18 protein-coding genes are annotated in these 20,667 nt (G+C 44.7%); 6 read left to right on the plus strand and 12 right to left on the minus strand.

Features of this window, described 5'->3' with window-relative positions:
* Positions 1–127: 127 nt before the first annotated feature.
* The 8 genes from H525_RS0116325 to lepB form a co-directional block, all read right to left on the minus strand.
* Positions 128–1,603, minus strand: coding sequence for an aldehyde dehydrogenase family protein (locus tag H525_RS0116325; protein ID WP_027417056.1), 1,476 nt, complete (start codon positions 1,601–1,603; stop codon positions 128–130).
* A gap of 131 nt (positions 1,604–1,734) precedes the next feature.
* Complete coding sequence (speB, locus tag H525_RS0116330; protein WP_027417057.1) at positions 1,735–2,724, minus strand: agmatinase; 990 nt, start codon at positions 2,722–2,724, stop codon at positions 1,735–1,737.
* 214 nt (positions 2,725–2,938) lie between these two features.
* Positions 2,939–4,360: a sigma-54 interaction domain-containing protein gene (locus H525_RS0116335; protein WP_027417058.1), complete on the minus strand. Its 1,422-nt coding sequence runs from the start codon at positions 4,358–4,360 to the stop codon at positions 2,939–2,941.
* A 117-nt stretch (positions 4,361–4,477) separates the two neighbouring features.
* Entirely contained in the window at positions 4,478–5,302 is an 825-nt protein-coding gene (locus H525_RS24465; protein WP_051331105.1) for a carbon-nitrogen hydrolase family protein, read from the minus strand.
* 8 nt (positions 5,303–5,310) lie between these two features.
* Positions 5,311–6,672, minus strand: a complete 1,362-nt coding sequence (locus tag H525_RS0116345) for a purine-cytosine permease family protein (protein ID WP_027417059.1) — start codon at positions 6,670–6,672, stop codon at positions 5,311–5,313.
* Between the two features lie 165 nt (positions 6,673–6,837).
* Positions 6,838–7,851, minus strand: coding sequence for a hypothetical protein (locus H525_RS0116350; RefSeq protein ID WP_027417060.1), 1,014 nt, complete (start codon positions 7,849–7,851; stop codon positions 6,838–6,840).
* A gap of 12 nt (positions 7,852–7,863) precedes the next feature.
* Complete coding sequence (locus H525_RS0116355; protein WP_051331106.1) at positions 7,864–8,898, minus strand: phosphodiester glycosidase family protein; 1,035 nt, start codon at positions 8,896–8,898, stop codon at positions 7,864–7,866.
* A gap of 142 nt (positions 8,899–9,040) precedes the next feature.
* Positions 9,041–9,553: a signal peptidase I gene (lepB, locus tag H525_RS0116360; RefSeq protein ID WP_027417062.1), complete on the minus strand. Its 513-nt coding sequence runs from the start codon at positions 9,551–9,553 to the stop codon at positions 9,041–9,043.
* A 235-nt stretch (positions 9,554–9,788) separates the two neighbouring features.
* On the opposite strand from lepB, the gene H525_RS27510 reads away from it, so the two are divergent.
* From H525_RS27510 to H525_RS0116380, 4 genes are all read left to right on the plus strand, one after another.
* On the plus strand, positions 9,789–9,950 hold the full coding sequence (locus tag H525_RS27510) for a hypothetical protein (RefSeq protein ID WP_155837370.1): 162 nt from the start codon (positions 9,789–9,791) through the stop codon (positions 9,948–9,950).
* Positions 9,951–10,116: 166 nt separating this feature from the next.
* On the plus strand, positions 10,117–10,800 hold the full coding sequence (locus H525_RS0116370; protein WP_027417063.1) for a response regulator transcription factor: 684 nt from the start codon (positions 10,117–10,119) through the stop codon (positions 10,798–10,800).
* Positions 10,797–12,296, plus strand: coding sequence for a sensor histidine kinase (locus H525_RS24470; protein ID WP_035101617.1), 1,500 nt, complete (start codon positions 10,797–10,799; stop codon positions 12,294–12,296). The genes H525_RS0116370 and H525_RS24470 overlap by 4 nt, the downstream gene beginning before the upstream one ends.
* Positions 12,297–12,557: 261 nt before the next feature.
* Complete coding sequence (locus H525_RS0116380; RefSeq protein ID WP_027417064.1) at positions 12,558–13,169, plus strand: hypothetical protein; 612 nt, start codon at positions 12,558–12,560, stop codon at positions 13,167–13,169.
* Positions 13,170–13,231: 62 nt separating this feature from the next.
* Here H525_RS0116380 and ftsW read toward each other — a convergent pair whose 3' ends face one another.
* From ftsW to H525_RS0116400, 4 genes are all read right to left on the minus strand, one after another.
* Positions 13,232–14,380, minus strand: coding sequence for a putative lipid II flippase FtsW (ftsW, locus tag H525_RS0116385; protein WP_027417065.1), 1,149 nt, complete (start codon positions 14,378–14,380; stop codon positions 13,232–13,234).
* A gap of 77 nt (positions 14,381–14,457) precedes the next feature.
* Positions 14,458–16,968: an EAL domain-containing protein gene (locus H525_RS0116390; protein ID WP_027417066.1), complete on the minus strand. Its 2,511-nt coding sequence runs from the start codon at positions 16,966–16,968 to the stop codon at positions 14,458–14,460.
* Complete coding sequence (locus H525_RS0116395; protein ID WP_027417067.1) at positions 16,965–18,380, minus strand: extracellular solute-binding protein; 1,416 nt, start codon at positions 18,378–18,380, stop codon at positions 16,965–16,967. The genes H525_RS0116390 and H525_RS0116395 overlap by 4 nt, the downstream gene beginning before the upstream one ends.
* 75 nt (positions 18,381–18,455) lie before the next feature.
* The gene (locus H525_RS0116400; RefSeq protein ID WP_027417068.1) at positions 18,456–18,695 is read right to left on the minus strand and encodes a hypothetical protein; all 240 of its coding nucleotides are present in this window, start codon (positions 18,693–18,695) and stop codon (positions 18,456–18,458) included.
* A gap of 309 nt (positions 18,696–19,004) precedes the next feature.
* Here H525_RS0116400 and H525_RS0116405 point away from each other — a divergent pair, with 309 nt between their 5' ends.
* Entirely contained in the window at positions 19,005–19,805 is an 801-nt protein-coding gene (locus H525_RS0116405) for a DeoR/GlpR family DNA-binding transcription regulator (protein WP_027417069.1), read from the plus strand.
* Positions 19,796–20,656, plus strand: coding sequence for a Cof-type HAD-IIB family hydrolase (locus H525_RS0116410; protein WP_027417070.1), 861 nt, complete (start codon positions 19,796–19,798; stop codon positions 20,654–20,656). The genes H525_RS0116405 and H525_RS0116410 overlap by 10 nt, the downstream gene beginning before the upstream one ends.
* The last annotated feature ends 11 nt before the right edge of the window (positions 20,657–20,667 follow it).

Raw genomic sequence — 20,667 nt, forward strand, 5'->3', positions numbered from 1 at the left:
TCACACCTAACCCTTCTTTTTCTTTAGAGAGCACTCCCCCTTTTTTATGTTACCGTTCTCTACCGGGAAACTCAACCGAAATGCCCGGAAAATACAAGCCTGCCTTCGACTCTGATTTTCTTACTAGTTACCTTGCAGCAAACCAGCCAATCGACTCCGGCTTATCTTTGATGTTCGTGTGTTTAATTTCGAGATAGGCTTCCAACCCATGAATGCCCAGTTCGCGGCCAATCCCGCTTTGCTTATACCCTCCCCACGGGGCATCCACATAAGGAGTATGGTAGGAATTGATCCAAATCATTCCCGCACGGAGGCGGCGCGCGACTCTTTCTGCCCGTTCCCTATCCTCCGACAAAACACCGGCTGCCAGCCCGAATGCCGTTCCGTTGGCAAGCCTGATGGCTTCCGCTTCATCTTCAAACTTCTGGATGACAAGAATCGGACCGAAAATTTCCTCCTGCGCAATCCTCATGTCGAGAGTCACGTCGGTAAACGCAGTGGGAAGGAAATAATAACCTTCTTCATGCCCGGGCGCCCGTTTCCCACCACATAGAAGACGTGCTCCTTCCTTCAAACCGATGGCAACATATTGTTCTGTTCGCTCCAGCTGTTGTTTTGAAATCAGCGGGCCCATCTCAGTCTCTGCGACCAGCCCGTTTCCAATGGTGATTTGTTGCGCCCGTTCAGCGAACCTTCTCGTGAATTCATCATACAGGGGTGCATGCACAATAGCACGGGAACCTGCCACGCAAACTTGTCCTTGATTGAAATACATCGCATATAACGCGGTATCCACCGCTGTTTCCACATCAACATCCTCAAAAATAACAAGCGGTGATTTTCCGCCAAGCTCAAGCGAGATGTTTTTCATATTGCCGGCAGCGGCCCGCATGACGGATCGGCCCGTTTTGGTTCCGCCTGTAAAAGCGATTTTGTCGACGAGCGGACTTTCGGCTAACACGCTGCCCACATGGTTGCCGTCACCAAGCAAGAGATTAACGACCCCCGGCGGGAAACCAACCTGATCGATCAGCGAGAACAGCTTAATCGCCGTCAGCGGTGTCAATTCTGACGGCTTAAACACACACGTATTACCTGCCGCCAAGGCCGGGGCCAGTTTCCATGCAGCCATCAGCAGGGGGAAATTCCATGGGACGATTTGCGCACAAACCCCTACAGGTTCACGGGTAATCACACTTGTTGTTCCGTCCTCCCGCGAAATCGTTTCTACGGTTATTTTTTTGCAGGCAAGGTCGGCGAAATACCGAAAAGCGGCCACCGCATCAGCGACGTCCAGTTCGCTTTCACGCAGGGGTTTTCCTGTATTTAGCGTCTCAAGCCGGGCGAATTCGTCCGCGGATGCTTCCAGCAAATCAGCAAGCTTTCGCAGATAATCCCTTCTTTTTTCAACCGGGGTTTCAGGCCATTCCCCGGAATCAAACGCCCGCCTGGCCGCCTTGATGGCCGCTTCGGCATCCTCTATGACTCCATCTCCCACCATACCCATGACTTCTTCAGTTGCCGGATTAAGAATGGAGCGTATTTTTGTGCTCGCCCCATTCGTCCATCGGCCATCGATATACATTTTATGAATTACAGTCATATTTACTCGTTCTCCCTAATGAATTGAATAGCGACTGAACGTACCGATGCACCATCGTCGCTGCGGGTGTAAAAGACTGAACTGGATCCCCGCGATACACCTGTGTATGACTATCTACGGTTTGCGACAAATCAATAATTTTCTGTATGGCTGGCATGGACGAGAGCCTCTTCTTTCTTTTTCTTCTGCATAGCCAGGAGTGTAATGAACTCAAAGATGACATTGGACGCGATATTGGCCGTAACCTGTCCATGGTCAAACGATGGGAGAACTTCCACCAGGTCGAAAGCGACAAAATTCAGGCCTTCTAAGCCGCGCACAAGCTGGAGAGCCTCTGTGCTGGTTGCGCCCGCCACTTCAGGCGTACCGGTCCCCGGCGCAAAAGACGGGTCAAGAAAGTCGATATCAAACGACAAGAACAGCGGCCCATCTCCCGCACGCCTGCGAATTCGTTCAATCACCGTCGGGATTCCCATGGCCTGCACTTCGCTCATCGGAACAACATCAAACCCCATCTGCCGCGCATCGTCAAGATCTGCCGGTTCATACAATCCCCCCCTCATCCCTACCTGGATGCAGCGGTTCATGTCCAGCAGCCCTTCTTCGTACGCCCGGCGGAACGATGTGCCATGGTTATATTTTTGGTTAAAGTAGGAGTCCCACGTATCGCTGTGAGCGTCAAAGTGGACCAGCCCAACCGGGCCGTATTTTTTTGCAACCGCACGCAATTCCGCAAGCGTAATCGAATGGTCACCTCCGATCGTAATAGGGACAACGCCTTTCTCAAGAACCGGTGCCAGCCCCTCTTCGATTTTCTTATAGGATTCTTCGATAAAACCGGGAACTACCGGGAAATCCCCATAGTCTACACCAGAAAGATAATCATACACGTTGATTTTCTGTTCAGGATTATAGGGCCGCAGCAAAATAGAAAAATCACGAACAGCACCCGGGCCGAAGCGTGCCCCTACCCGAAAGGAAGCCCCCGTATCAAACGGAGCACCCGCGATTACGAAGTCCACGTTGTCCGTCGTCTGTACATAAGGCAATCGCATAAAAGTCCGAACCCCGCAAAAGCGTGGAGATTCGAATGAATTGGCCGGCTGGTATTTTTTCGTCATGAGTAATCCTCCATTCTGTTTTTCTATAGCTCTTGAATACCCTTTTACTAAGCAATTTTTATGCCATATAGAAAATAAGTGTTCAAGCGTCCTGGATCACTTGACAAACGTAGTAAACCCTGTAAGCTAGCGCCAAACCGCTGGCGATGACCTTAGTTGCACTTATGCAGATGAGAAAAAGGCTGTTTTATTCAAAACTGAATAAAACAGCCGCTTACTCATTCAAACTTGAATTGCCTTTGTATTTTTGCAGGCGCCGCACGACAGAAGGCTGGCTAATACCGAGTAAGTCCGCCATTTGTTGGGTGGTCCGGCATTGTTCGTACGCTTTCAGTATAACTTTTGCTTCCACCTCTTCCAGGATATCCTTTAACTTTCTCTGCGGGTGAATTTCCACATCCAAATCTGTTTCATCCCGATCATGTAGCTGCAGGATATCAGGCAGTTGAAATTTTGTAATAACACTCCCGTCCGTTGTCACGACGAGCCGTTCTATCAAATTTTCCAGTTCCCGCACATTCCCCGGCCAGGAGTATTCCAGTAAAGAACGGGTCGCCGATTCATCTATCCGCTTCTCCATATCGTATTTCTCCGTAAACTTCTGGAGAAACACCTGAATCAGAGGCAAAACATCTTCTTTTCGCTGTCGCAAGGGAGGGATCAGGATAGGGACCACGTTTAATCGAAAATATAAATCCTCGCGAAACTTCCCCTGTCTTACCATTTCCTCCAGATTCTTATTCGTCGCGGCAATTAACCTAAAATTTACCTTTTTCATTTTTGTCGCACCCACGGGTGTAAATTCCTTTTCCTGAATTACTTTTAACAGTTTCGCTTGAAGGGACAAAGGCATCTCGCCAATCTCATCAAGAAATAGCGTCCCTTCATCGGATAACTCGATAATGCCAGGCTTGCCCGATTTATTTGCACCTGTGAAGGAACCCGCTTCATACCCGAATAATTCAGACTCCAGCAGCCCCTCAGGAATCGCGCCGCAGTTCACCTCAATAAAAGGACCGTTCTTTCGTTCACTTTTCCGATGAATGGCGTGGGCAATGACATTCTTCCCTACGCCGGATTCCCCTAATAAAAGCACCGTCGCATCCACTTTGGATACACGCTGCACGAGTTCCATCACCCGCTTCATGCCGGGGCTCGCCGAAATTACACCATCGATGCGCGTCTCTTTATCCCGCAATTCTTCCAGTTCCGTTTCGTATCGCCTGATCTGTTCCGTCAGCCGTTCGTAATTCTCTTTGAGCGACATAATTTCCGTCATATCATGGGAATAACTGATAACACGGACGATTTTTCCTGACCCGTCATATACCGGATAAGCGGTAGCCATCACAAACTTGCCTGTCTTTGTATGTTGAATAATCTGCTGCTTCTTTTTTTCCTTTAAAACCTTCTTCGTAACAGACGGAGAGAAAATCGCCCTTTTTTCAAGGTCAAACACATTACTCCCGATTAAATCTTCAGGTGGAATGCCATATATTTCATGGCAGTTGGCACTCACACGCAGAACTTTTCCTTCACCGTCCGTGACTACAATATTATCTTTCGACGTATGAATAATTGCATTTAGTTCCATCATCACTTCGTCCAATTGCTTTTGTTCATCAGTCTTACCCATACCGTCAGCCCCTTAGCCCACTCTTGTTTCTATTATACATGAGAAACCTTCGCCTGCATAAATTCATGCAACGCCAGAAGCTATGCTTTCCTATACGCCAAAAAAGGAACACACCTGCTATACAGGTGTGTTGATGTGGCCGGTTGACGATACATAAAGATCCGGCCGGCGTTCGTTAAGCATCGTGTAAAAGAATTGGCGGTGCTGTTTTGTCAGATTCGGGTCAATTTCCGCATAAATATACCCTTCATCTTCGCCTATCGCTTCCAGTTCGCTGCCTGTTGCATCATATATCCGGCTGTGCCCGAAAAATTCCACATTCTCATTCTTTCCGGTATGATTGCACGTTATAAGCGGCACCGTGTTGTCGAGCGCCCTCGCCATGCTAAACTGGAGATACGGCCTTTCGTAAGGCTTTTCCCATGCAGCCGGACATATAAGCAAATCCACTCCCTGGAGAGCGCACGTACGTGCAGCTTCGGGAAAGGCCATATCCCAGCAAATTAATACCCCGACCGTCCCAAGGTCTGTCTTGACTACAGAAAAGCGGTCCCCCGGCTGATAACAGGGAGTTTCAAATTCTGTTAGATGAACTTTGCGATAGGTGTGAACGAGGGAACCATCCGGTCCAATCATCCAGACTGTATTATACGGTTTATCACCGGATGGATTACGTTCAAGCCCACCATACACCAAATAGATTCCATGTTTCTTTGCTTCGGCGGCAAGAATGTGAAACGTTTCCCCTTCAACCGGCTCCGCCAGGGGATGCATATGCAATCCACAATCGTAACCGGTGACCGACAGTTCAGGAAAGACAACAAGATTGCAATCCGGGTGTTTGATAACAATGGTTTCAATCCAATCTGTGATCCTTCTGCGATTCGCCTGCTTATCGCCCACTATGCTAGAGAGCTGAACGGCTGCTGCGTTGATTTTCATTCCAGTCATCACTCCTGTTCGGCCACAGCATCTGCTTTATCCACATAAATGGAAACTCCTGAAATTTTCATCAGCACAATATAGAGAACACTTGTAAGCAAGAACGTAAGAATCGTAGCTCCTGTTACGAGCGGGTGAACATACGTAAAGTAATAAGCGAAAACCGCTCCTATAATATAGGCAACGTACGCCATATAATTGATGCCGCCCGAATACCAGTATACCTTCTTTTCACCCGAGATGATTTCTTCCGCATCATACGTCGATTTCTTTAACAGATAATAATCAACAAGCAGAACGGCAACAACGGGGATAAATAAGGTTCCTACCATCAACAGAAAATTCTGGAAATGATTGAGGAGCCAATCCTTCAGCAAAGCCCCTGCTGTACAGAGTATCCCCATAATCAAGGTTGGCAAAAAATACTTACTTTTCGGAAAAATAGCTAGATACGACATACTCGCACTGTATAGAGCCATAACATTGGTTGATAAAACTGAAAGGAAGATGACAATCCCGGCTACAAAACCGAGCATCGGATTAATGGAACCAATTAACTCTGTCGGGTCATACGTTTGTGTCATATGACCGAGCAGAGAAAAACCTGACACCGTTGCACCGAGTCCCATAGCCACAACGGTGGCCACCGTATAACCGACCAAAGTTCCCCACATTCCCGTCCGCTCGGAAGCACAATTGCGGTTGTAATCTGCTGACGAGGACATCCAGGAGAAGGCCGTTGCAATGACAATATCAAACGCAACCATCGTGGTTACCGCCGGATGGGCGCTAGTCTGCATCGTTAACAATTTTGATACATGAAAGTGAGTAAACATATAACCGAATACAACAACAGAAAGGATTAACATCAAGGATGCGACAATATTTTCCGCCTTTTCGATCGCCCTGTGCCCATAGATGGTGATAAGTACGACAAATACTTCCGTCACAATGACAAACAGATCGATATTGCTGTATCCTGTAACGAATTGTACAGCATGATCCAGACTTAACCCTGCCATATACGCCTGTACCCAACTCCAGCCAATCAGCACAATCGTATTCACCGCGGAAGGAAGCGCAGCTCCCCGATGCCCGAAAGCTCCCCTTGTTAATATCATCGTGGGCAATCCGGTTCGTGTCCCGATGTTTCCCGACAGCAGGAGCGGAATTCCACCTATCAGCGAGCCGATTAAAACAATCCACATAGCCGTCGTAAACTTCAGGTCGGGAACGAGCATCATTCCCGTAAAGACGGTCGTAACAACCACGTTGGCACCGACCCACAGTGAAAAAGTAGAAAAGAACTTCATGGAACGCTCAGACTTCGGCACCGGACGAACACTATCGTGCCCAAATTCATTAGCCATTTTATATCCCCCTTATCCATTTGTTTCGTAATGCCTGATTATTTTGCAATTTTCATGCCATTTTAATTTATCAGGATAATGAAAAGGATTATAGAAAAGGCGCATAAAAATACTTCAAAAATGAATACGATTATTCATTTTTGAAGTATAAAAAAGGACGCTCGATTATATATTTATGAGTGTGGTCTTGCTGGGGCTGTTAACCAATAGTGAATTGTTCAGGATAAAAGGTTCACCGTCGGAAGGAAGGGGGGTAGATTGATTCGTACTCAGATTCGTATACGAACTTCCCGAGATGGTAATAACCGTTCCATCATCTTTCACCAAAAGTTTTTCCGGTTTAACAGGCGTATTCAGGTCGGTTACTTTGGTCGACGTACCTGTCGTACCTTCCTGATACTTGTAAACCGCTGAAACCATTCCGGAATCGTCTAGTGTTCCGTAATATAGCACGTCATTAACAGTCCGCAGCAGTACGGCGTTCTTCTTGATGCGGCGGGTCCCCTGATCGTCACGGATGTGCAGATAAGGAATCCCGTTTTTCACATCCTGGAAGAATAGCTCATTTTTAGTTGTAGACATTTCAATATTGTCAATATAGTAACTGCTTATATCTTCGGATCTAAAGTCGCCGCTTGTCCCAACATGGTATAACTGGGTACCCCATTTGTTTCCCACTAAAATATAGATATCATTTGTGTAGGGGCTGAATACAATCTTTTTAAAGGTATAGCTGGAGCGATCCGGTTCGAATTCTTTAATAGTCCGGACATTTTGTGAAGAGAGCATGACTGTTTTTAACGTCAGCTTTTTCCCGGATCCATTATCTACCGTACTTCCAATAAGCAACCCGTTATTCTCAATCCATGTCACATACGAAATCGGCCCTTCTCCCGGCAAATTCAACACTTCATTATTTGCCTGAAGGTCCTTCACATGCAAGGTGTTTGCTTCATCGACATAGGCCACCATCTGCCGGTTCGCGGAAAGCGCAATACAGTTCGCTGTTCCTTCAAATAAGGTGACGTTCTTCTCCTTCGTTCCGGAAAAAATCTTCCCTCCCAATGCAGGGGAAACGGGAACGACACCATTCGTCTGGCCGATAAGGCGGTTATAGTAGGTGAAAACAGATATTTGAAAAATCGTTACAATCAATATAAACCAAAAGACTTTTTTCAATGGAAAGCCTCCTTATTCCGGCATAACAATAAATGCAGTCGCTACTTTTCTTTCCCCTAATACATCGGTTGGCTCGTTCACCAATTTTCCGTTATAAACCATAGTCGAAGACGAGCCACCGTCCAAATTAATAGCGGTAATCGCTCCATACTGCAGCATCAAATCCTGGACATCGCGCAGAGATGCTCCAAGATTTTGCGGACCGTGGATCATTCGGCCATCAGTGACAATAAATATAATGGTTCCATCTTCCTTCTGGCCAATGGCTGTTCGAGGGGCATATCCCCGGCCACCGCTGCTTTGAAGCATACCGACCCCGTCTTTAACGAGAATCGGATCAAAAGACAGCGCTTCGTCTACACCAAATTCCTGCAGTTTTTTAATCGAATAATTACCCGAAATCAAATCACCGTTGCGGGTGATTCCAATGACGTTACCGTCTCCACCTTGAACAATAACCTGTCCATTATGGATGGTAGTACCCTGCGGGTTGCCGCCCGTTCCGTGCCAGCCTACGTCTTGAAAAGACCCTCCGTTAATGCCGGCTACCGCATGGTTTTCCCGGACCATTTCACTTACGGTTTCTCCTACTTTCCCCATTTGGCTTGTTACAGCCACCTTCACCCTCTTCGGATCACGGATTAACATGATTTTTGCCGAAAAGGTTTTTCCCTGGTAATCTTCCACTTGAATCGTATTATCCGTAATATTTTTATAGTCTTTCAGTTTAGTCGGATCCAGGGGAGTGGTCGGCACGGGTGTAGTTCCGTAAGCTGTGTTCGTATATTGCTGAATCTCTTTGTTAGATACCGTATTCAGCGAAAAAAGCCCTAACCATAATTGGGGATGGTGAGAACTAACAATTGACTCTATTGCATAATCTTTCAGGCTCTGAAAAGGCCCTTTAAAAATTAATAGTGAGCTTGAAATATATATATATCCAAGAGCAAGAAAGGCACTAAACAGTCTTCTTTTAAATGTCTTTTTCGGTTTTTTAACCGTTCTTTTGGGGACCGAGTTATTGGTAATATTCGTTGCTCGAGCCAAATAAAATTCCTCCTTGGTATCCGCTTTCCTCTTCCTGATAGGAGCGTACAAATACTCCGCTATACATTTTAACAGAATTCGAGTATATTTGACATCAAAAAACCCCTTTTCATTGTGGAAAGGGGTGATATTTTTTCCTGATTTAAAATTTTTTCATATCGGAAAAAGGGAAAAACGTGTATTCTGCTTTGCCGCAAATTTTATCTTTATCGACAAACGGTGTAGGCCACAGGTGAGAATCATCGCTGTTATTCCTGTTATCACCAAGGAAGAAGAACTTTCCTTGCGGCACGGTTACCGGCCCATACTCATAGTCCATTGGTTCACTTATATACGGTTCGTCCACTTTTTTGCCGTTTCGATAGAGGGCGTGATTTTTAATTTCAATGGTATCTCCGCCTTTACCGATTAAACGTTTGATAAACCGCTCGTTTTCATGCCCTTTTAACGGCGGATAAAAAACAACAACATCCCCGTCTTTTAATTGATCGGGTTTAATCATTTTATTCACAGCCAAATAGTCGTTCAGTTGTATGGTCGGCAGCATCGATCCCGTAGGAACCGTTACAGCTTCCGCAATGTACGTCCTAAATACAAAATTTAAGACAACAGCAAGCACTATAATAAACGCCCATTCTTTTATAACCTTACCCATTCTTTCATTCCTTTCTATATGTGAACACTTATACAGACAGAAAGCGATTCACAGATCGGATAAGTCCATACACTCATGCTACAGTAAAATTAATTATTAAACAACCCGCCTTTTTTCCTGAACTTTTAGAAGAAAGTACATTGTGTTCCTTCACCCCAATATGGTAATTTAATGGGAGATAGTTTATTTATAAACTTTTATATAGTTGAGTAGAGTAAAGAGAGACCAGTTATGAGTGAGAAATCATGTCAGGGCACTTCCGGCTACGTCTTTGTTTGCCCTTATCTGTTTTATTCTTATCTTTATCGGTGTTGTCATAACTTCTCCGATCTATGGAACCATTATAAGCCTTGCTACAATGCTGCTGATTGCAGTTAGCTACAAAATCACCCAGTAACGTTAAGTGAATTTTCAGTCGCCATTTAGAATATTCTCAGGTCGATCATTTATAATAAAATAGATTGTCATCACTCCTACAGTGTGAGGGGTAACAATAGCGGCAGTTGCCTGCGTTTTTTACAAACACAAATCTATTCGTGTTACATGAAGCAGAGGTGATCGAAATGCGGCAGACCAAGGAAATTAAAATACTAATCGTAGACGATGAACCAAATATCGTTCAGTTTTTGGAATTTGGGCTGCAAAATGAGGGATTTCAAGTACTTACCGCCCATGACGGTGTAACCGCAGTGAATTTGGCCAAGCAGTTTCATCCGCATGTCGTGGTACTTGATGTAATGATGCCAGGCATGGACGGGTTTGAAGTATGCCGCATGTTGAAAAAAGTGGAGAATACCTCTGTTATTATGTTAACGGCTAGAGACGAAGTGGAAGACCGGGTCAAAGGGTTAGAACTCGGCGCCGACGATTATATGATAAAACCGTTTAGCTTTGAGGAACTGTTGGCCCGCATACACGCCAGGTTGCGAAACCAGTTTCCCCAATTATTAAGTGAAGTGGCAATCGGGCCTTTTCGCATTGATGATGGACGCATGGAAATTCGCTACAATAACAGTGTACTTGAACTTTCTCCAACCGAATATGAGTTGCTCAAATTCCTCGTCATCAATCACGGGCTTGTGCTCAGCAAGTCAACCATTTTGGATCGGGTATGGGGATACGATTTTGGTGGGGAAAAAAATATTGTAGAAGTGTATATCCGATCGTTAAGGGATAAACTCAATGACTCGGAACATCAATTAATTCGCACCATCCGCGGTGCAGGTTATCGGGTCGACTTTTTATGAAAAATGTTATACGAGATCGCCTGCGGCGTTTCTTTATGCCCCATTCTCTACGCTTACAGCTGTTATTTCGTTCTTTCTTCATTCTGTCCGTCCTCCTGCTGCTTGTCGGCATTTTTCAGTATGTCCTGATGCGTCACTTTTTGTACGTGAATAAAGCGGACAGCATGAGGAATCAAATGCGCTCTATTCCATATCCGGTATGGGAACAGATCGGGGAAAATTGGAAGATCGTAAGCCTGCCTTCGCTCTTTCCTTTATACAATCCCGCTTCAACAGCCGCATTTGTCGATACGGACGGCAATGTGTATGATCTGTTCGAAAACCTGGACCATCCGCCAGTCCCGCGGCTGCCTGCGCAAACGTATGAGGACGTGTTAAACCAGGACGGGAAAAGCCTGAACTACAACATCGTAAAAGATGCCAGCGGAGAAAGCCAGTTAGTCGTGCTGCAGCCCATAGGAATACACGGAGCGCCATTGGGTATTGTGCAGCTAAGCACACTTGTCAGACCGTTGCAGGATGTACTTGTCCGGGAGCTGGTAACCTACGTATCTCTTTCGCTGGCTGCGCTGATAGTTGGCCTCTTCGCATTTTTGCCCACTTTGCAGCGAACGCTGATCCCGTTATCACATATCGTGGATACCGTAGAACAAATTAATGCCGGGAATTTAGATGAGCGGCTGCCAACCGATCAAGGGCAAATCGAAATCGACCGCCTGTCCACTTCCTTTAATGGCATGTTGGAAAGACTTGAATCCTCTTTTACAGCCGAAAAAGAGGCGAAGGAACGAATGCGCCAGTTTATTGCCGATGCTTCACACGAGCTTCGCACACCTTTAACATCTATACACGGTTTTTTGGAAGTACTACTGCGGGGTGCAGCCGACAATCCGGATCAGCTTAGAAAAGCGCTCAACAGCATGTATGGCGAATCGGAACGTCTGAATAAGCTGGTTGGCGACCTTCTGTTTTTGGCCCGGGTAGACCGGGCACCGTCCTTTCAGATGAAGGAAGGGCGATTGGACCTTGTCGTTCATGAAATGGAATCGCAGCTCCTACTGCTGGCAGGAGAAAGACGTGTTCACTTTTCCATAGCTCCCGGCGCCACGTCTGTGTTCGATGAGGACCGGATTAAGCAGGTCATCCTAAACCTGTTTCACAATGCCGTGCAGCACACCGATCCGAAAGAAGGGGAAATTCACCTCTCTTTACAATTGGCTTCTGATGGGATCATCTTGTCTCTTCAGGATAATGGATTCGGGATTCCCGAAGAGCATTTGCCTCATTTATTCGAGCGTTTCTATCGAATAGATTCATCCCGTGCGAGAAAAAATGGCGGGTCGGGATTGGGGCTCGCTATCACGAAATCGATTATCGACATCCACGGCGGCTCGATTCGTGTCGAAAGCAAACAAGGTTCAGGAACCATATTTAACGTCTGGTTACCTTCTGTTAAATCTGATCCTGATAGTGATACAGGTGATGATATTGCTTGAACCCCTTTTATTGCACCTAAAATCAAAAACAACTTTTACATATAAAGCCGATGTATATTTCGAACTAAATCTTAACCCAAACCACATCGTACATCGGGAATTTACACGCATCGACGACTAACGATGGTAACGATGAATATAGACCGTTTCCTTACAATGAAAAGGGCGGTCTGTTTTCTTTAGTGGATAAAAAAGGTTTATTTTTCATAAAAAAGCCAATACTAGTGATAGTTTCATAGTTTTAATAGGAGTGATGTAAAAATGAAAAATAACCAGGGTTTTGAAGTCAGCGATTATTATATACGAAGATACGGAAAACCCGCGAATGACAATGAAGCTATTGAATTGCTGGCTGATATTTTTAAAGAACTGATGGATTCTCAAACGGTGACGATGGAGATTAAAGACGGAATTGCAGATTACTATCACATTTTACTTAATCGGGATGTGCCGGCTTTTGAATGGATGGTTGAAGCGTTTCATGTGACGTCAAAAAAAGACAGCCATAAACGAAACTTTCCTTATGTGTGCGGTATGCTGCGCCAGTGGCTGAAACACGGATACGGGCATATTCCCTCGCAGGAAGAAGAAGATATAATCAATTATTTTGAGGAAGTCTCCGGCGAAGAGACAACCATGGAAGCCAGGTGGCTGATTAAGAAATATATGGCGACATACGGGGCGATAAAAGTTACCCGCATGATAGGAAGCTTACATAAAAGTAACGATGTCTCCTACATCATGGCTTTGGTTTTAGGTGAACTACTGCAAATTAAATTTGGTGATACCATGCCTAATAAAACCTCTTCCACGGGGGCAACCGGCAAGAACGGTGATAATTCCATCTATATTAAAATGAGAGTAAACAAATGATCAAGAAAACTCGTGAGCAGACTGCGCTCACGAGTTTTCTTGATTTGAGAAAGGAAAGAAGTCTATACTTTAGCCGCATGCTCTATCCCTGTTTTTTTCATTTTTTTCTTATACATATCCCGGGAAATATTTAATACGATCCCAATGCTTGTCATATACAGCAATAAAGACGTGCCCCCGTAACTTATAAAAGGGAGCGGGACACCGGTGATGGGAATCAGCCCCTCCGTACCGCCAATATTGATAAACGCCTGAATAAATGTCATGCTGACGATCCCGATCCCTACAAGCTTTGCAAATGTGTCGTCCACCCGCAGTGCAATCACTAGCACCCTCCACAGGAAAAATAAATACACCAGCAGAAATAATGTAATGCCGATAAATCCAAGCTCTTCTCCAATGATGGCAAAAATAAAATCTGTTTGCACTTCAGGAAGATACAGGTATTTTTCTATACTTTTCCCGAGACCCATGCCTCCAATTCCGCCGTCCGCCAGCGCGAAATATGAATGGACCAGTTGGTATCCATTTCCAAGGCCATTAAAGCCGTCGTTCCAAGGATTGCTGAAATTGATAATCCGTTCCCAGCGGTACGGAGATATGACTGTATAAATCACACTAAATACGGCAACCGGGACAACCATGTAGGCCAGATGCTTCAAATTTGCTCCACCGCTGTAAATGACCGTGCCGGCAGTAATGATAAAAATTCCCGCCATCCCAAAAGCGGGTTGTAAAGCAATCGCAATAAAAAACAGCGCCACCACAGCCATAGCTGGCAGCAACCCTCTTTTAAACTCACGAAATCGTTCGCCTTTTTTAGCGATCATTCCCGAGAGATAAATGACAATAGCCAATTTGGCCAGTTCCGCCGGTTCGAGTGAAACAGGGCCGAAATCCAGCCAGCTGCGTGCCCCCTTATGTACGGATCCGATGCCGGGAATTAACGTGGCAAATAAAATAAAAAAGGTCACGATCATAATGATAAAAAAATTTTTCTTATAAAATCTATAGGGGATATTCATCACGAGAATCATACTAATCAACCCCAAAATCCCCCATATGCACTGCCTCTGCATGTAATAAGCGGAGTTGTTGTTGTGAATATAAGCAAAAATAGAACTCGCGCTGTAGACCATGACAACACCGAAACCTACCAAAAGTATCGTCAGACTAAAAAGCAAAAAATCGGGCCGTCCTCTCACATTCATACATCCCTTTTTTCAATTCATTTGGGATTATTTTAAATGACAGGAATTAAAATTTAATGAAAGAAAGAAGAAAAGGCCTAGTCTCTTACCCAGCAAGCCGCAACTTCCTGCAAGCTGGAAAACACGTTTTCCAGTTCTTCCGCGCTTAAGGGGTGACTAAAATAGTATCCCTGTATTTCATCGCAATGATTCTCCTGTAAAAATACCGCCTGGCTCTTCGTTTCCACCCCTTCAGCGGTTACTTTTAATTGCATGTTGAGCGCCATCGTAATAATGGCCGTTACGATCGCTGCATTGTTTGGATTGGCTGTTATATCCCGGATAAAGGAACGATCAATTTTCAGACGATCAATTGGTAGCTTTTGCAAATAGTTTAATGAACTGTATCCGGTTCCGAAATCATCAACGCTGATTTTTACCCCCAGTTTCCTTAATTCAAAGAGAACTTTAACGATGTTATTAATATCTATCGTCATGCTCTCCGTGATCTCCAATTCGAGTAAAGCCGGATCCAGCTCCGTCTCCCTTAATATCTCTTCGACTGTTTGAACAAGATGCGATTTCAGAAACTGGCGCGTTGAGAGATTAACGGCAACAGGAAACGCCGGGAAGCCTGCCCGTATCCAGGCCTTGCTTTGCCGGCATGCGGTTCGGAGCACGAATTCACCGATAGGAACGATAAGCCCTGTTTCTTCCGCAAGCGGGATAAACTCTCCAGGAAGTACAAGTCCGCGTTCAGGGTGATTCCAACGGACAAGCGCTTCCAAGCCGGAAATTTGACCATTCTGCACATTAATCTTCGGTTGATAGTACACGATAAATTCATTGCGTTCAAGCGCTTTGCGCAAGTCGTTCTCCAGAATCATCTGTTCAAATGAAGGGTCGTTATGAACAGGATTGTATATCGTGTAGTTGTTTTTCCCCTGATCCTTAACCCTGTACATGGCTGTATCCGCCCGCTTAATCAACGTCTCCGCGTCTTCTCCGTCTGCGGGGTAAAAAGCGATACCAATGCTTGCGTTTACCGCCAGTTCATACCCTTCCAGAATCCATGGTTGATTAAAGCAACGCAAAATTTCTTCTGCAGTATCAATCGCTTCCTTTGCATCCGAGATTGCGGGAAGGAGTATAGTGAATTCATCCCCTCCCATTCTTGAAATCATAGCTTTTTCCTGCAGGCACGATGTGAGCACCCCCGCTACATGTTTGAGGACAAGATCGCCAAACTCATGACCAAGTGAATCATTAATTGACTTAAAGCGGTCTAAATCCAAAAAGAGTACCGCGAGCTGCTGCTCCGGGTGTTCTTTTGCCCGTTTCAGAACTTCAACCAAACGTTCTTTAAATAAGCGGTAATTCGGCAGACCGGTTAAATAATCATAGTAAGCAGACCGCTGGAGAGATTCAAGTGCCGTGGCTCTGTCCAGAACAATCGCGATCTGGTTCGTAAAAGCCATGACCTCTGTGCGTTTTTTGTCATCATAAAAATCAATGTGACAGCTGCCAAGATTTAAGGTGCCAATTACTCTACTGCCTGTAATTAAAGGGAGTATCAACGTGGAACGTACGCCTTCACTTACCAAAACATGTTCCCGCGGGAAGAGCTCAGCAGACATCATGCTATTGCGAATAAATGGCATTTTATTCTTAATAACCATGCTTATTGGCGTATCTGCTAAAGCAATCGTTGTTTTTTCTATCGTTCCATTGCCAGTCAATATGTATAGATAGACAAAATCATTCTCGAACTCATTATAAAGTGCAAGGGAAAGCTTATCGGTCGGGATAAATTGCGCGATTTGAGAAAGAATCGCACCTATGACCTCCCTGCGGTTGAAATCGTTCTCTATTACCGTACGTGAGATTTCCCTCATCGTCTCCAACATTTTTACTTTTTCCGACAGCTTCTGTGTCGCCCGCGTTATCTCTTCCATCAAAATATTTTCATGGCTGGCAATTGTTTCGGCCATCTGATTAAAAGAAACGGATAATTCATGAATTTCTGTCGTGCCTTTCTCAAGAACTACAATATTTCGTTCTCCCTTTATCATTTGCCTTGTTGCATCAATTAAATTTTTCAAGGGCGCACTTAATCTCCGGCTGGCGAAATAGGACAGCAGGGCCGCGAGCAGAGAAGTAACGACAGAAACAATCAGGGTATAAATAAAAAGTGTTGTTCGCTGCTGCTTAAGCGTATCCGTACGCAGCGCTATCTCGATTTGTCCTACCCTTTTTTGAAAATAGAGAATGGGAACTTTCTCAACAAGAAAAGGATTGGTTGTGATTGTTTCACCTTTCTGGTTTACAACCGTTCCGGCCGTATCCCGGACAATGACGTATTGAACATTTGGCTGGTCGAGAAGCGAATACACAAGCGGGCTGATCTGGTCATAATTTCCCTTCATCATATCAAGACCGATGGCAGAACTTAGGAAATTCGCGGCAGTTATGCCTTCGTTTCGCAAAAAGCCCTCAAGATGTCTCGATTCCATCCATAAATAAAGCCCGCCCAGCAATATGACACCTGTAACGATTAATGTGTTAATCGCTATCCATAAGCGAAAGGCGAAATGGTTAGACCATTTCATTTTTGCCTTACCTCCTCTAAACAGCGCAGCCACCGCTCGTAATGCTTTTCCTGCTCGGCACGGCCATATTTGTCAGTGATTTTGTTCCACTCAGCTACAGTGGAGCGAAGAGCTTGTTCCGGGCTTAATTTATGAATGAGGGCAAGCCCAATATTACGGTCCAAAACCTGCATATATTCCCATCCACCCGGAATCATTAGATCCGCATTCGTATTCAAAAGGCTTTGTTTAACGGTAGCCAGAAAATCCCGGTTAATTTCCGCACTGGGAAAGGCCCCTTTTCCCTGGATGGTAAAATGGCTTTGGCGGTATGGATCATTGATGGTGTCGAGAGAAGTAACAGCCTGTTTGCTTATTTCAGGAGAGGTAAGGTACTGAATAATCTGCCAGGCCTTGTCCGGCTGCTTCGATTGGCTTGAAATGGCGAGTACGCGCCCGATCCATACACCGCCCCGCGGCGATCCTGGATTTTCACCGGGAACCAGCGTCCAGCCAACTTTGCCTTCAATTTGTGACCCCCAATGCGCTTTATCAAATGAAAAACGGGACGTATCGCTCCACTGGACCACCATGGCTGTTTTGCCATGCAGAAATGCGTTATTAAGATCAATCCAGTCGTACATAGCCTCTGGCGGCGTTGCCCCGCTATCCTTAAGGTTTATCCAGTCTTTCAGCGCCTGAACGCCCTTCGGCTGGTCGATTAATGGGTTCATTTTTTCATCAAAATACCTGCCCCCCATCGATAAATACCGTTCAGCAAACCAAATGTATCGTTTAGCATCTCCGCCAAAAGAAGCCGTTCCGTATATATCGATTTTCCCGTCACCATCCAAATCGCGCGTTAAAAACCGGGCTATCCGGTCGTATTCTTTCCATGTCCGGGGAGGACGAAGATCCTGGCCGTATTTTTGCCGGTATTCATCTTTAAACCGGTCGAATATATCTTTTCGGTAGAATAATAAATGCGCATCTCCGTCATAGACCATACCGTAATCGTGATTGGCATAATTCATGTAAAGTTTGCGGTAGATGGGCATCACATCATTAAGCGTCGGATCGTGAGCGGTGAAGCGATCGAGCGGAAGCAGCATGTTGCGCTCAACATATTGAGGAATTTTCGCAGGAAAAAGCACGTAGATATCATAGCTATCATGGCTGGCAAACAGAAAATCCTCAAGATTATCGCTTAATCGCTGAGGATAGTGGTATTCGAGCCGAACACCGAATTTCTTTTGGATAGAAGGCTCCTGAATCCGAAAGGCAGCAAGAGCCTGCTCAGAGTCTCCAATTACTTTGATAACAGGCAGGGATCCCCGGTTCATTTCTTTTATCTGAGTTGATTGGCTTGTACTGCATCCTGTTAGAAAAAAAACCGATACCAGAATCCCTGAAATCCATTTACGGGGGTACATTCTCCTCACTCCTGTTCTGGCATCTACTACTTTTTATCTATATTTTCAGTTTAATTATATATGATTCGGACCATTTTAGGCATTTTTAACATGTTTAAAAAATGAATTTTTTAGGGTTAATTGTCGAATCACATTTACATGAATCTCCTTTAGTAAGAAAGTAAGTTTTCCAAGATTAATTAACTGCTCTCTATCCAATTCCATCTGCACTCCCGTCGCAATCGAGAGAACAGCAACCTGTAAAGCATGTAAATAAGTTTCGCGAACCGTTTGATCGTCCACCAGAGAGTTAAAAACTTCCTCAATATGCAGCATCAATTCCGGACAAACTTTTACCTCACCTGTAACTCTGCTAACAGTGAGGTTTCTCACATATCAGTAGGTCTTATGTTATAAAAAGATTCCTGAAATGTTGATTATAAGTAAAATGAACGCTAACTAATAGTATAATTTTACTATATATTTTAATTAGACTCAATGAAATGGTTTGAGTTTTCGCAACGCGATTATACTAATCACTTATGTTTACTTATAAATACTTACAAATGATTGTCAACATCTTGCTTTTTACTTATAATAATCATAAAGACTTACCGCAAACAGAGCGGAGGTGAAGCAAAATAAATGTACCAGGAAGAACGGCTGCTTGCGATTTTACAGCATATAAAACAACATCACCGGGTAAGTGTTCAGGAGATTTGTCATTTGTTTGGCGTCTCCCGCGATACAGCCCGGCGTGACATTGTAAAACTGGAAGAACAGGGCGCGATTGTGCGAACCCGCGGAGGCGCGATACTGCCCACTCTTACAAAGGAAATCAACAATTATAAAGAACGCTTGCTGTTCGAATCGACAGGAAAGCGAGCAATCGGAAGAACCGCTGCTTCCTTGATAAAAAACGGTGATTACATCATTATGGATGCATCTACGACGGTACAATTCGCAGCGGAATACTTCTGCTCAGAAAATAATGTTGTTGTCACCAATTCAATTGACATCGCCGGAATTCTCACGAGTAAAAAACAGGTGTCCATCCATTTGCTCGGGGGCAAACTGAATAGTGAACACCGCCATGTATGCGGTGCACAGACGATTGCGATGTTAGCCGATTATCAAGTCGATAAGTTGTTCCTCGGAGCCTGCGGGATTACTGCCGAGGGCCTTTCTTACCCTCATGAAGAGGATGGGAATGTAAAGAGAGAAATGATTAAACGGGCCGACCAGGTCATCGTTCTAGCCGATCACTCAAAATTCGGCAAAAAATTATTTTACCGCGTTGCCAGTCTTGACGATATCGATCTGATCATCACGGACCGGGAACCCGATGGAGACATTGCTGACATCTTACATCAACATGAAATTGAAATGATGGTAGTACCGGGAGAACATACAAATATGGAAAGGGGCAGCGGGAGATGGAATTAATTGCATTGGATATGGATGGAACGCTACTCACCAGCCGGGGGGAAATTAGCAAGGAAAACGCTCACGCTATTAAAGAAGTGCAACAAAAAGGAATTAAAGTCGTCATTGCAACGGGAAGATCCTTGGATAGCGCAAAAATAAGGCTCGAACAGGCTGAATTGATATGTCCAATCATTAGCGTGAACGGGGCGGCCATTTTTTTAGAAGATGGAACAAAAGTGGATAGTACTCCTTTGAGTTTGAACACCGTTCACGAGATTCTTACGATCCTGCATGAAAAATATATATACTGTGAAATCTATACAAACTATGGTACATACACGACCGATGATGTGAAGCAAAAATTAATGGTAGAAGTGGATTATGTTAAAAGTATTAATTCCGAACAAAACGCAAACCAACTATTGAATGCTGTTGAGAAGCAAAATCAGCAGGCTCTGCTTCATTTTGTTAAAAGTTTTGATGAGGTATTATCCAGGGAAGACCTTGAAATCTATAAAATTTTAACTTTTTCTCTGGATGAAAAAAAATTAACGGAGATACGTTCCAAATTAACAGGCATGAGCGATTTGTTTATTAGCTCTTCGGCCTACCACAATATTGAAATCACGAATACAGAAGCCCACAAAGGAAATGCATTGCGTAAGATAGCCGATTATTATCACATTCCCCTGAAGAAAACGATGGCAATCGGGGATAACATGAATGACTTAACCATGCTGCAAACAGCCGGGATCGGTGTGGCCATGGGAAATGCCGTCGATGAAATAAAAAACATTTGCCGCTTCACGACTAAAATAAACGACGAGCACGGCGTGCAATACGCGATTGAACATTTTACCGGTCGTTAATCTTGTTGTTT

The sequence above is a fragment of the Aneurinibacillus terranovensis DSM 18919 genome (assembly GCF_000430625.1).
GTDB classification, from domain to species: Bacteria; Bacillota; Bacilli; order Aneurinibacillales; family Aneurinibacillaceae; genus Aneurinibacillus_B; species Aneurinibacillus_B terranovensis.

Bases quoted from the DNA above. Each gene is read 5' to 3' on its own strand.
- H525_RS0116370 (WP_027417063.1), top strand. From the start codon at position 10,117: ATGCGGCAGACCAAGGAAATTAAAATACTAATCGTAGACGATGAACCA.
- ftsW (WP_027417065.1), bottom strand. From the start codon at position 14,380: ATGAATGTGAGAGGACGGCCCGATTTTTTGCTTTTTAGTCTGACGATA.
- H525_RS0116395 (WP_027417067.1), bottom strand. From the start codon at position 18,380: ATGTACCCCCGTAAATGGATTTCAGGGATTCTGGTATCGGTTTTTTTT.
- H525_RS24465 (WP_051331105.1), bottom strand. From the start codon at position 5,302: ATGAAAATCAACGCAGCAGCCGTTCAGCTCTCTAGCATAGTGGGCGAT.
- speB (WP_027417057.1), bottom strand. From the start codon at position 2,724: ATGACGAAAAAATACCAGCCGGCCAATTCATTCGAATCTCCACGCTTT.
- H525_RS0116390 (WP_027417066.1), bottom strand. From the start codon at position 16,968: ATGAAATGGTCTAACCATTTCGCCTTTCGCTTATGGATAGCGATTAAC.
- H525_RS0116325 (WP_027417056.1), bottom strand. From the start codon at position 1,603: ATGACTGTAATTCATAAAATGTATATCGATGGCCGATGGACGAATGGG.
- lepB (WP_027417062.1), bottom strand. From the start codon at position 9,553: ATGGGTAAGGTTATAAAAGAATGGGCGTTTATTATAGTGCTTGCTGTT.
- H525_RS24470 (WP_035101617.1), top strand. From the start codon at position 10,797: ATGAAAAATGTTATACGAGATCGCCTGCGGCGTTTCTTTATGCCCCAT.
- H525_RS0116405 (WP_027417069.1), top strand. From the start codon at position 19,005: ATGTACCAGGAAGAACGGCTGCTTGCGATTTTACAGCATATAAAACAA.
- H525_RS0116335 (WP_027417058.1), bottom strand. From the start codon at position 4,360: ATGGGTAAGACTGATGAACAAAAGCAATTGGACGAAGTGATGATGGAA.
- H525_RS0116400 (WP_027417068.1), bottom strand. From the start codon at position 18,695: ATGCTGCATATTGAGGAAGTTTTTAACTCTCTGGTGGACGATCAAACG.
- H525_RS0116380 (WP_027417064.1), top strand. From the start codon at position 12,558: ATGAAAAATAACCAGGGTTTTGAAGTCAGCGATTATTATATACGAAGA.
- H525_RS0116410 (WP_027417070.1), top strand. From the start codon at position 19,796: ATGGAATTAATTGCATTGGATATGGATGGAACGCTACTCACCAGCCGG.
- H525_RS0116345 (WP_027417059.1), bottom strand. From the start codon at position 6,672: ATGGCTAATGAATTTGGGCACGATAGTGTTCGTCCGGTGCCGAAGTCT.